This window comes from Mesorhizobium sp. P2_C5_2, from assembly GCF_056404535.1.
Genome location: NZ_JBFUDV010000005.1, coordinates 38,138 through 50,295 on the forward strand (window position 1 = coordinate 38,138; position 12,158 = coordinate 50,295).

General features: G+C 58.7%; 11 protein-coding genes. 8 read left to right on the forward strand and 3 right to left on the reverse strand.

Annotated elements, in window-relative coordinates; genetic code table 11:
* Positions 1-127: 127 nt before the first annotated feature.
* Entirely contained in the window at positions 128-1,096 is a 969-nt protein-coding gene (locus AC1D1B_RS18805) for a GAF domain-containing protein (protein ID WP_477334815.1), read from the reverse strand.
* A gap of 447 nt (positions 1,097-1,543) precedes the next feature.
* Positions 1,544-2,542 carry a LacI family DNA-binding transcriptional regulator gene (locus AC1D1B_RS18810; protein ID WP_477333964.1) on the reverse strand — a complete coding sequence of 333 codons (999 nt, stop codon included), beginning with the start codon at positions 2,540-2,542 and terminating at the stop codon, positions 1,544-1,546.
* A gap of 215 nt (positions 2,543-2,757) precedes the next feature.
* On the opposite strand from AC1D1B_RS18810, the gene AC1D1B_RS18815 reads away from it, so the two are divergent.
* The 8 genes from AC1D1B_RS18815 to AC1D1B_RS18850 all read left to right on the forward strand — a co-directional run bounded on the left by AC1D1B_RS18815 (position 2,758) and on the right by AC1D1B_RS18850 (position 10,445).
* Positions 2,758-3,801: an ABC transporter substrate-binding protein gene (locus tag AC1D1B_RS18815; RefSeq protein WP_477333965.1), complete on the forward strand. Its 1,044-nt coding sequence runs from the start codon at positions 2,758-2,760 to the stop codon at positions 3,799-3,801.
* Between the two features lie 36 nt (positions 3,802-3,837).
* Positions 3,838-4,875 (forward strand): ABC transporter ATP-binding protein, encoded by a 1,038-nt coding sequence (locus tag AC1D1B_RS18820; RefSeq protein WP_477334817.1) that lies wholly within the window; start codon positions 3,838-3,840, stop codon positions 4,873-4,875.
* Positions 4,872-5,759: an ABC transporter permease gene (locus AC1D1B_RS18825; RefSeq protein ID WP_477333966.1), complete on the forward strand. Its 888-nt coding sequence runs from the start codon at positions 4,872-4,874 to the stop codon at positions 5,757-5,759. Before AC1D1B_RS18820 ends, AC1D1B_RS18825 begins: the two co-directional genes overlap by 4 nt.
* A complete protein-coding gene (locus AC1D1B_RS18830; protein ID WP_477333967.1) occupies positions 5,752-6,543 on the forward strand; it encodes an ABC transporter permease in 792 nt (263 codons plus the stop codon). The genes AC1D1B_RS18825 and AC1D1B_RS18830 overlap by 8 nt, the downstream gene beginning before the upstream one ends.
* Positions 6,544-6,617: 74 nt before the next feature.
* Positions 6,618-7,478 carry a phosphorylase family protein gene (locus AC1D1B_RS18835; RefSeq protein ID WP_477333968.1) on the forward strand — a complete coding sequence of 287 codons (861 nt, stop codon included), beginning with the start codon at positions 6,618-6,620 and terminating at the stop codon, positions 7,476-7,478.
* A gap of 451 nt (positions 7,479-7,929) precedes the next feature.
* A complete protein-coding gene (locus AC1D1B_RS18840; protein WP_477333969.1) occupies positions 7,930-8,172 on the forward strand; it encodes a histone H1 in 243 nt (80 codons plus the stop codon).
* Positions 8,153-9,286, forward strand: coding sequence for a Nal1-like putative serine protease (locus AC1D1B_RS18845; RefSeq protein WP_477333970.1), 1,134 nt, complete (start codon positions 8,153-8,155; stop codon positions 9,284-9,286). Before AC1D1B_RS18840 ends, AC1D1B_RS18845 begins: the two co-directional genes overlap by 20 nt.
* A 274-nt stretch (positions 9,287-9,560) precedes the next feature.
* Complete coding sequence (locus tag AC1D1B_RS18850) at positions 9,561-10,445, forward strand: IS1 family transposase (protein ID WP_477333971.1); 885 nt, start codon at positions 9,561-9,563, stop codon at positions 10,443-10,445.
* 793 nt (positions 10,446-11,238) lie between these two features.
* On the opposite strand, the gene AC1D1B_RS18855 is transcribed toward AC1D1B_RS18850, so the two are convergent.
* Positions 11,239-12,144 (reverse strand): LysR family transcriptional regulator, encoded by a 906-nt coding sequence (locus AC1D1B_RS18855; RefSeq protein ID WP_477333972.1) that lies wholly within the window; start codon positions 12,142-12,144, stop codon positions 11,239-11,241.
* Between the last annotated feature and the right edge of the window lie 14 nt (positions 12,145-12,158).

Consider the following 12,158-nt stretch of genomic DNA (forward strand, 5'->3'; position numbering starts at 1 on the left):
GCTGACGTCGCGGGATGCGACGCTTCGGAAGAGACTTGCTATTTCCGCCGGTAGTTGTCACCGCACCGGTCACCGTGGTTGGACATGATGTGTCGCAGAATTGCGACAGTCATGGTCGTTTGGGAGTTCAGTGTGACCGGTGGACATCCAGGCGATTGAGTTTGCGGTGAAGCGTCGCGCGGCTGATACCAAGCGCCTGGGCCGCAGCCGAGACATTTCCGTCAGCGCGGGCGAGCGCACGCTGGAGAGCTCCACGCTCTGCCTCAGCCAGAACTTTGGAGCCGCTCTCAGCCCAGCCGAGCAGATCGGCGGCGGGCATTGGTTTGTCGAGACACTGCTGGGTAATTCCAAGCGCCAGGCGGGCCGAACGGGTCGCGCCGACCACAAGATCGTCCGCGTCGACGGCGATCAGCGCGCCGGAACCTTTGTCGATTACCGGTGCGAGCAGAATGCGCGCCTTTGGAAAGGCCATCTTGAAGTTTTCACTTTCGATCCGACGCACCGCGTCGACCACAGCCATCGAAATGAGATTGGCGAAGGCTTCCGTCAGATCGGCTCGGCAGGAGGACACGTCAAGTGCGGCTACAAGATTCCCTTCATGATCATGGATCGGAGCGGTGGTGCAGCTGAGCAGCGTGTTGCGCGTATGGAAATGCTGGTCACGGTGGATTGTCAGTGCGCGCCGCTCGACCAGACAGGTGCCGATCCCGTTGGTGCCCTGGCTTTCCTCATTCCAGACGGAGCCAGTCCACAAGCCCCAGGAGCGAAACGTCTCGTCATCGACGGCCGCGCCGCGCCGCTCGACCGGCACGCCGTCACGATCGGCGAGCAGGACACAGCATCCGACGCCGCCAACAGCAAGATACAGACGGTCGAGACTCGATTGGGCAGCTTGGACGAGAGGTTCGATGCGTTGCCGGGCCTGCCCCAGTTCCGCCTCCGTCAGATAGCGTGTGGGGCTGCAGTCAGCTGGATCGAGCCGATGCAAATTGGAAGACCGTCGCCAGGAGGCAACCAGCGCGGACTTCGCTGCAGCATCCGAGGCGATCGCGGCCTGGATGCGGTCGGCATGATGGCCGGATAGATCTTTGCCCATACCTAATCCTCCCAACCCTGATATCTTTCCTCCGATCTGACCGGTCTGCGGGTCCCGCAGCACATAGTCAATTCGTCGAAAGAAGCAGAGCGCAGATGTCTCCTTCTTGCCCATCGTTGAGCAATTCGTGGGTACCCATTCGAGAGAACCTACTAACAGATTTGCCGTGCGTTCATTGATCAGGAGCAAATCGGAGCATCGGCTGCAGTCAAAAATGCTCGCCGGCCTTGAACGGGAGGAGCAGATGTGGCGCGGAGGCTGATCCAGCCGGCTTAAGACGAGGTGGCCGCCTGAGGGCCGTATTTGCGGAACGGAAAAGGCTCGGCATCATTGGCGAACTGCACTGTCAAGTTCGCCCAGGTTCAAACCGAGATAGTTGTCGGGGCAATACGGCTGGCTGATTTCGCTCTTTGAGTATCTAACTCAGTCCGACCTCTACCGGTTCGACTATTCGCCAGGGTCGAACTCACCTTTGAACAAGACTGTCTCTATCGGCCCCAGCGGATTGGCGATCCGGCTCTCCAGGACCTCGATAAGCTTGTGCCCGACGTCTGCCATGTCTACAGAATGGACGCCGATCTTCGCCGGCAGGAAGCGCGTCAAACGCGTATTGTCACGGGAAACGATGTGGATGTTGCGGCCCGGCTCAAGACCGCGCCTGCTGAGAGCGTGCAACGCTCCCAGAAGACCCAGTTCGTTGGCGCACGCCAAGCCCGTCGGCGGATCCGCAGAAGCCAGCAGGCGATCGAACCAGGCCGCGCTCGATTCCATCGTAAATGTGCCGTCACCGATCAGCGATGGGTCGATTAGAATGCCAGCCTCGGCCATCGCCCGTCGATAGCCTGAAAGTCGCATGGCGCTCGCCTGATCCTTCTGCACGAGAAGTTGCAGCGCAATGCGTCGACAGCCCTTGTCCATCAGCCGCCGGGTCGCGTCGTAGGCAATCTGCTCATTGTCGATATCGACATAGGGATACGCGATGTCCAGGTCGGTTCTTCCAAACGCGACGAACGGTACGCGTTGATCCAGCAGCAGCTTGACGCGCGGATCGCCCGAGACCATGCGCGTGATGATCAGGCCGTCCGCGCTGCGCGCCTGAAGCAGGCGCTGCAAACTTTCGACCGGATCGTCGTCGGGTGTGGTGGAATAGATGGACAGACTGTAGCCGGCTTGCCGCGCCGCCAGCGTCATGCCTTCGATCAAAGGAAGCTTCGCCAGATCGGACAGGTAGTCGCGTGTTTCCATCGGCAGCACCGCCGTCAGCGTCAAGGTTTGTCCGGTCTTCAGCGCGCGGCCATGATGGTTCGGGACATAGCCGACCCGCTTCGCAACCTCCTTGACGCGCGAGACGGTCGAGGGATGCACCTCCGGCCCGTCCTTCAGGGCGCGCGATACCGTGGTCACCGAAAGGGAAAGTTCCGCCGCGATCTGTTTTAGATTGGCCATGTCGCCCGACTTGATTTGCGAAAGCGCCGGCTGATTTTGCTGAGCGTCGTAACGTTACCGGATTCGACCCGAGGGTCAAATCCACGCTCACCCCAACTGAACGGTCCGATTGGAAGCAGCTTGACTCTAGGGCGTTTCGCAGTAATCGTAACGTTACGATTGATAAAATCGCCTAGTTGAGCGACATTTTTATGAATCCTGGAGGAGGAGAACCCATGTCCCGGCTACTTCGCATTTCCCTGGCAGCGATCGCGGTCTCGGTCGCCTTGCCCGTCTATGCCCAGACAGTCACCATCACCACCGCGGGCGGCGACTATGGCAACGCCATAAAGGAGGCCATGTGGGCCCCCGCTGCAAAAGAGCTCGGCTTTGATGTCCGCGAGGAGACGCAAAGCGACGGCCTGGCCGCCCTGAAGATGCAGGTCACTTCGGGTGCGGTCACCACCGACATCATCCATCTCGGCTCGCCGGAAGGCGCGCAGGCGGCCGCACAGTCGCTGCTGGAGCCGCTCGACTACAAGATCATCGATCCCAACTCTGTGCCCGCCGGCGCGAAGTCCGACTACTGCTATCCGTTCGACTCCTATGGGACTGTCATGTCGTGGAACACCAAGACCTATGGGGAGAATTCGCCGAAGACCTGGGCCGAGTTCTGGGATGTCGCCAAATTCCCGGGCCGTCGCGCGCTGCGCGCCAATGCGCAGGACTTGATCGAGATCGCGCTGCTCTCCGATGGGGTGGCGCCGGCCGACGTGTATCCCGTGCTCAGCACGCCGGAGGGTCTGGAGCGCGCAATCAAGCGGCTTGAGGCGATCAAACCGAATGTCTCGGTCTGGTGGAACTCGGGAGCGCAGTCCGCGCAGTTGCTGAAAGACGGCGAGGCGGATCTGGTCGTGACCTGGAACGGTCGCGCGCAGACCGTGAAAGCCGATGGCGGCACGGTTGACTACACGTTCAAGGGTTCCGTCATCGGCACCGACTGTCTTGCGGTGCCGAAGGGGGCGCCGAACAAGGAAGCAGCCATGAAGCTCATCGCGGCGATGACACAGCCCGCGCGCGTGGCGAAGCTGACCGACTTCATCGCCTATGGCCCGGTCAATCCTGCCGGCTATGAAGGTGGCCTTATCCCCCAGGACCGTCTGAAGACCTTGGCGACCGCGCCTGAAAATGCCGGCACTTCGGTGTTTTCGAATGCGGACTGGTGGGTCAAGAACGGCGAGGCGGCCCAAAAAGCCTTCGATGAAATGATGAACCGCTGAGTCTCGAATTCATCAGCCCCAAGGCTGCAGCACATGATGAAGTCGCTCCCGATCACCATCGACAGCGTGCGCAAGACCTATGGGTCTTACGTCGCGCTGGACGATGTCTCGCTCGACATTCAGGCTGGCGAGTTCCTCACATTGCTGGGGCCATCCGGGTCGGGCAAGACCACGTTGCTCATGGCTCTGGCCGGTTTTGTCCGGCCCGATTCCGGTAGGCTCTTGTTGGGTGATCGGGACATCACCCGCCTGGCCCCCAACAAGCGCGACATCGGCATAGTGTTCCAGAACTACGCCCTGTTTCCCCACATGAACGTTCTGGCAAATGTCGAGTATCCGCTGGTGCTGCGCAAGACGCCGAAAGCGGAGGCCCGCCAGCGAGCGCTCGACACCTTGGCCCGCGTGAAGCTGGAAGGTCTGTCTGAGCGCAACATTACCGCATTGTCCGGCGGCCAGCGCCAGCGAGTGGCGTTGGCGCGGGCGATCGTCTTCGAGCCACGCGTGATGCTGATGGACGAGCCGTTGTCGGCGCTCGACAAGAATCTGCGCGAAACCATGCAGTACGAGATCCGTCGTCTGCACGATGATCTCGGGATCACCACCATCTATGTGACGCATGATCAGCGCGAAGCACTGATCATGTCAGACCGGGTTGCGGTGATGAACTCCGGCCGCATTCAGCAGATCGACACGCCACAGCAGATCTATGATCGTCCATCGACGCGCTTCGTCGCGGAGTTCATGGGTGAGGCCAACATTGTGGCCCCGGGCTCGGTGCGCAGAATAGACGGCGCCGATGCATCACGCGAAGCTTTGATGATCCGCGCGGAAAGCTTCCATCTTGATGCGAAGCTCGTCGGGCGAGACGGGGTGGCGCTTGAGGGAACGCTGCGCGCCAAGGCGTTTCGAGGCGAGAACTGGCTTTTGACGCTGGCGCTTGACGGCGGGCAAGATATCCTTGTCTGCATTCCGGCGGCGCTGGCCAGTGGCTGCGCCGAACTTGCCACCGGTCAGCGGGTGACCGCCTATGCATCAGCAGCGAAAGTTCACGCGATACCGGGAGCGGTAGCGTGACCGTCCTTGCCGATCCTGCGCTAGCGGCAGACGCTCGACGCGAGCGGCGGTTCTTCCTCTCGCTTTCACTGCCTGCGCTTTTCATCGTTGGACTGGCGGCGATACTGCCCATCGTCTGGATCATCCGGCAATCCTTCCTGACCACAGGGGGCGAATACACCGTCGGCAATTACGAGAAGGTGCTTTCGAGCGGACTGACATGGTCGGCGCTCGTCACGACCCTTGAACTGTCCTTGGGCACGCTGGCGATCTGCATTCTACTCGGCACCCCCCTGGCGCTCGCCCTGGCCAGCGCCAGACCAAGAGTGGCCAATTTGCTGATGGCCTTCGTCATGCTGCCGCTGTGGACCTCCATTCTGGTGCGCACCTATGGCTGGCTCGTGCTCTTGCGGCGCGATGGCCTGATCAACGCGGCTTTGACCGGCTCAGGCCTGACAGCCGAGCCATTGTCGCTGGTCTACAACTTCACGGGAACGCTCATCGGCATGGTTCACTACATGCTGCCGCTCTTTCTGCTGCCCGTTTATGCCGCGATGCGCGATATCGACGCAAACCTCGTCCGCGCGTCGGCGAGCATGGGCGCCACTCTCGGGCAAACGATCCGCACGGTCATTCTGCCGCTTTCGGCCGGCGGCATCTTCTCGGGGTCGATCATCGTCTTCATCTACACCATAGGGTTCTTCATCACGCCGGCGGTGCTTGGCGGCGGCAAGGTAAATCCTCTCTCCATCCGGATCGAGCGCACGCTGTCGACATTTCAGGACTGGGGGTCGGCGAGCGTCCTGGGTATTCTGCTCCTCATCTTGATGGCGTTGATGGGTGTGATGTTCCTGGCTGCACGGCGGCTGATGGCCGGGCGCAAAGTCGATACAGCCCATGCTTGAAGCCTATCCAGACAACAGGCTGGCCCGCATCCTCCTGTGGAGCTTTTGCGCGCTCGTAATGGTGTTCCTGATGCTGCCGACGCTGGTCGTCGTTCCGCTCTCCTTTTCAGCGTCCAATCTTCTCGAGTTCCCACCGCGCGCATACTCGTTGCGCTGGTACGAGACATTCTTCGGTTCTGCGACATGGATGGCCGCGCTCAGGACGAGCCTTATACTGGGAACATTGACGGCGATGGTCGCGGTGCCCCTGGGGCTGCTGGCCTGCATCTCGATGAACAGGCTCGGCGGAAAGGCCGCCGTAACCATTCAAGGCATTCTGCTGACCCCGTCCATTGTGCCGGGCATCCTGCTCGCGATCGGTCTCTTCTTTGTGCTGGCGGCGCAACGTCTGGTCGGGACGCTGTTCGGCGTCCTGGTCGGACATGTGGTGCTGGCCATCCCGGTCGCGTGCATTGTGTTGTTGCCCGCTCTGGCCCGCTTTGACTGGAACCAGGTTCAGGCGGCGCGCAGCCTCGGCGCAAACTGGGCGAGAGCCATTGGCGGAATAATTGTCCCGCAACTTCAGATCAGTCTGTTGTCGGCCACGCTGATGGCCTTCCTGACTTCGCTGGACGAGTCTGTGATTTCGATCTTCGTCGCAAGCGGTCAAAACAGCACGCTGCCGAAGCTTATGTTCCTGTCGCTGCGCGATCAGATCGATCCGACCATTGCGGCGATTTCGACCTTGTGGACCGTCATCGTCCTGGTCGCCGTCCTGATCGTGAGCCTTCGCCAAAAATCCTGACAGAGACTGGAAACATGCCTACAAATCATCACGCAGCCGGTGCTCCGGCGGATCAATCAACGGACATACCTCAGGTGGGGTTGGCCATCATCACCGGCTCGGCAAACTGGGGGCTTGCCTTCCCGGAAGATGTCGAATTCGAGGGTGTGCGCACCTTGCGGCGCGACATGAGTTTTGAAACGCCTTTCGGTCGTTCCGACAACTGGAAGCTTCTTGAGTTCGATGCGTCGATTACAACCGAAGGTAAAACGAAACATGCGTTGTGCATGTATTCGCACGGCAACCCCCGCGACCATATCGACCATTCCTGTCATCGCCGCGCGTTCTGGGTGTTGATGAGCGCGGGTGTAAGGCAAGTCCTGTCCTGTTCGACCATTGGCGCCGTCAACAAGGCGATCAAGCCTGGCGACCTAGTGGTGAACGCCGATATCATCGAACTGACGCAGACCCCGTTTTCACTGCTTCCCGGCCGCCAGAGCTTCGACTGCTCGGGCAAGCAGATCGTGTGTCCAAGATGTGCGGCGGTTCTGGTCGAAACGGCCCGCCGTCATTGGCCAGCCGAATGCCGCGTTCATGGCATCGAGCAGCAGTTGGTCGCTGGCCACTGTTACGGGCCGCGGCTGACCACCCCGGCCGAAGCCTTGGCGTTTCGAAACCTGGGGGCGGATGTGCTCAACCATTCGATCGCCCCCGAGGCTACCTTGTCGCGCGAGATCGGCGCGTGTTTCGTGCCTCTTGCGTTCGTCACGGCAGGTTTCAATGACTATATGGACCGCAATCGCCAGGCATTGCTGCAGGACGACGTGTTGCCAAGCCTCTCTATGACAGCGTCGCGGGTCGCGCTGGAGACCGCGGCGCGACTTCCGGCCAACCCGGAATGCTCTTGCCAGGGTTTGAAGTCGCTCCAACCGGCAGAGCGCGCCAGCCGGTTCTGAGGCACGGTCCGGCGTCGCGCATCAGCCATGAGAATTTGCGCCTGCGCGACAAAAAATGGCTCGAAGGCTACGAACATTGGTTCGCCGAGCGGGCTGGCGCGCGAGCGCAGCCGAGCGGCAGGCCAATCCCTCCTATGTCGAAAGGGTAGTGGGTCAGTTTGAAATCCAGCGGAGGACAGGCTTCCGCGTAGCCGCTTAAGCGGCTACATTTGTGCGATGGCCTATGATCGATATACCGTCTTCTATCACCTGACGCCCGATGGGTGGGTGGCTTCGGATGAACCTCCAGCCAATCGTGTACTTACGCGCGCCCTCCATGTTGAACAACCCTCGGAATGGTCGGACCGCGAATATCGAACATGGTCCACAGAATGGGCTCCTGCAGATCATGAAGCCGAGCGGGACCGGCTGATAAAAGAGTTCGGTGACCTACCGAATCAGAAGGGCTGAGATGTCCAATCCAAAGCGCCCGCGCGATGCCAATCAGTTGGCGAAGTCGATTGTCGATCTGGCGACTGAGGCAGACCGCGACACGTCGCCGCCCCAGTCCTCCTTGCAGCGGCGCGCGCAAAAAGGCGGCCTATCGGGCGGCAATGCCCGCGCCAAGACCTTGACCCCTGAACGCAGACAAGAGATTGCTAAGGCTGCAGCAATCAAGCGTTGGGGTAAAGAGGATGACGGAAACGGGGATTGAAGAAGAGGTAAAGGAGACGCCAGCAACGGCAAGAGAAGTCGCTGAGAATCTCCTTGCTTGGGCTAAAGTCCATAACCTTTTTTCAAAAGTTGCGTTGGATGAGGCGGTCGAAGTTGACGATGAGTCGACTTTCTTGGGAGCCCATACGCCTTCATTCCGTGCTCACGCTGTCGAAGAAATTCTCAGAAAGCGTTCAATAAATCTCATCGGCTTCAGTGAATCTGAAAAGAAGGTCGTTATTTTTACTAATGGCCGTCTAAATAGAACTGAGCAAAAACTTATGCCGTTTCATACGAACGGTTTTTCGTTTGAGTACATCCAAGGAGGCATAGCTCAGGTCAAGGGCGATCCGCCGGCGCCGGAAATGGCAAAGCCATTCTTCCTCCGTGGTGAAGCATACACTTGCGGGTCGTCCATTTACCCAGCCCATTGCATCGGAGCTGGAACGTTTGGCCTTCTGGCTCACGACCCAGCTGGGACGCTCTATGGAATGACAAACAATCATGTCTCAGGGGCATGCAACAATGCTATGCCTGGATTGCCAATCTTAGCACCAGGCCCTGTTGATGCGACTGAGGATGCCTGTGACCCTTTTACGATCGGGCGGCACCATCGCCTGTTGCCGATCAATGACGGCATCCCTGAGAACATCGCTATCGCCGAAAACAATGATGTTGCTATCTTCAAAATAACCAACGCGGCCCGAGTTTCGTCCATGCAAGGGAATTTTTACGATACGCCGAGTACCGTATCTGAACCAATTCCTCCAATGCGAGTTGAGAAGGTAGGCCGAACAACGGGCCACACGACGGGTCAAATCGTAGCGCAATCAGCTGCACCGCAGCCAGTACAATACGCGGTCTCTGAGTACGGTGTAAGAAAAACTGTCTACTTCGAAACAGTATACATCGTGCAAGGCGATAATGGCTTGCCTTTTTCTAAGGCCGGAGACTCAGGATCGTTAGTTGTTGGAACTATGCCAGATGGAACGAAAACTGCAGTTGGCTTAGTTTTCGCCGGAAATGAACAGAGGGGCTTGTCTTTTATTCTTCCATTGCCTATAATGATGGATAAACTCGGCTTGGAAATCGTGTCTGGACACAATGTTCAATGATCACCAGCAGGCCGTAAACGCTGCGGTCGCCCTAGCAAAAGAACTCTCCTTACCAAGTTGGAAGGGGAGTGTATTCGCTTGGAATGAAGGGGCCGAAGCGAAGATCGTTGTATGCGCGGATCGCAGTTGGTTGTCGGCTCATCGCCATATCCCGCAAACGTACCGTGGCTATCGAGTCGAGACGCAAGACAAAATGACCGCGATGGCTCATCGCAGGTAATTTCAAAATGACCTTTATGCTTGACTAAATGCTTTGCTCTGCTAGAGTGAAGGCATGAACAAGCTCGACACCAAGACCCGCTCGCAAATCCTGCACATGCTCTGTGAAGGCCAATCGATCCGCGCCATCACGCGCGTCATGGGCATGAGCAAGAACACTATTGCCAAGCTCCTTTCGGATGCTGGCGCGGTGTGTGCCGAGTATCAGGACCAAGCCCTTCGCAATCTGACCAGCAAGCGCATTCAGGTCGATGAAATCTGGTCGTTCACCTATGCTAAGCAGAAGAACGTCGCGACTGCCAAATCTGCCCCGGAAGGGGCTGGCGACACTTGGACATGGACGGCTATCGATGCCGACACCAAGCTTGTCATGTCGTGGCTGGTCGGCGGGCGCGACAGTGAATACGCAATGGGCTTCATGGACGATCTTTCGCGCCGCCTCGCCAATCGCGTCCAGCTGACCAGCGACGGCCATAGGGCCTATCTAGAGGCTGTTGAAGGTGCATTCGGCGGCGACATCGACTACGCCATGCTGATCAAACTCTATGGTGCCTCGCCTGACAGCGCGAAGGGCCGCTACAGCCCGGCCGAATGCACGGGCATCAAGAAGAACCGCATCGAAGGTTCGCCCGATCTGGCGCACGTCAGCACGTCATTTGCGGAACGCCAGAACCTGACCATGCGGATGCATATGCGCCGCTTCACGCGTCTGACCAACGGCTTTTCCAAGAAGGTGGTAGCTCATGCCAACGCCGTCGCTCTGCACTTCATGTACTACAATTTTGTTCGTATCCATGCGACGCTGCGCATGACGCCTGCAATGGCTGCTGGCGTGACTGGCAAGCTTTGGGAGATTGGCGATATCGTTGCGCTGATCGAAACCAAGGAAGCGGAACAGCCGAAAGTGCGCGGCTCATATAAGAAACGTATCGAGGCCTAAAGTGGATAGTGTCATCAAAGGTGCGTTGATAATCGCGGCGGCGATAGTGGTTGCAGCCGCTATGTTCATTTATTTCGGGCCGTTCCAATCATGCGTCAGGGAAATGAGCGGCCCCGGAAACTCCTACCAAGCTGCATCCTTCTGCTCCCGTTCGATGCGATAATTTCAAACTGACCCACTACCGTCGAAAGACAGCTGTGTACGCGGTGGTTGAGAAGCTGATAGACAGGTTCATTCCTCCTTGTTCTCCTTGGGTCGCCAGACCATACGAGAACATACGAAGGATATGGGTGGGCGAACTACCCGCTAACTAATTGATTTTGTTGAAACGACGTCCATCCGGGCCCACCAACTTGTTAAAAATCAGTGGCTTATGCCTAATACTTTGAGTTTGAATTGAGCGTTTTCGGGTAAGTTTCTGCCTTTTGAGTGAAATGGTTTTGGGCCCGTTCGCCAATTTTCTCCGTTTCGTTGATAGCACCCGACACACGTAGCTCAACATTCCTGGCTTCGAAAGACCTTGCAGCGATGCATGCGGTGATCGGCGGCTCGGACGTGCAATTGGGCGGGTTCTGACCGTCGGCGTAAGGCGATTATTGGCGATGACTACGTGGTTCGTTCCCACACCGGGCTCGCATCAAACTGCAGCCCGGCGACCTTCAGTTCCTTGACCAAGGTCTCTCCAGCCATTGGTGCAAACCATTTCTGTGACGCCAAATAGATCAGAAGGAATCTCAACGTCGCCTTTGCGGAACAGGCAAACACTTCCCGCCCTGGTTTGCCTGCAAGCCGCCTAGGCGTGTGCCAGCTTGGCGCGGCCCAGATCGTGGATCGCGGCTTGTATGTCGCGGGAAAATTCGCGCCCGAAGCGCGATTGCGGCAGAGAGGTGCTCGTCACCAGCACGATATCGAGTACCGAGCGGGGCTGGAATGGGAGCACCTTCAGGTTGCCGAGTTTTGCCCAGGGAACCAGCCCGTCCACCAGCGCGACCCCCAGTCCAGCAGACACCAGAGGTGCGGCCGCGATAGAAAGGCTTATCTCGATCTGCGGATCGTAGACGGATCCTTGCTCCTGGAACACGCGCGCCAGCATCTGACCGGCAGGCGTGTTCGTGCCGTAACTGATCAAGGTCTTGTCAGTTAGATCGGCCGGCGTAGCGACCTTGAGGATTGCGAGCGGCGATTCTGGCAGCACCAGCGCGACGATGTCCGCCGTGCCAACAACCTCGTTGCGGACCTGCGGCTGGGGCAAGGTGGTCATGGTCAAGCCGAGATCGATGTCGCCGATCAGGATGCGCTCGCCAATTTCCTCCGCCGGAAGCGTCTGAAGCACCAGGCGAGCGCCGGGGTTGCGCCGGCGGAAGCGTCTTGTGGCTGCGGGCAGCAGCGCGAAGGTCGGCGGCGCGCTGGCTGCAACGCGAAGCAGGCTCAACTGCTTGTCGCGAATTCGGTTCGAATAGATCTTCAGCACTTCGATCTCGCGGAAAATCCGATCGGCGTCGCGAAACAGCAGATGCGCCTCGGGCGTTGCCACGAGGCGGCCGCCAATGCGTTCGAAGAGCTTGTAGCCGATCAAGGTTTCGAAGTGACGCAGCAGCTTGCTCACCGCAGGCTGGGAAATATGCAAGGCCTCCGCCGCCGCGGTGAGCGAGCTGTGGCGCATGATGGCGCGGAAGACTTCGAGATGCCTGGCATTCATGACGCATCATAACC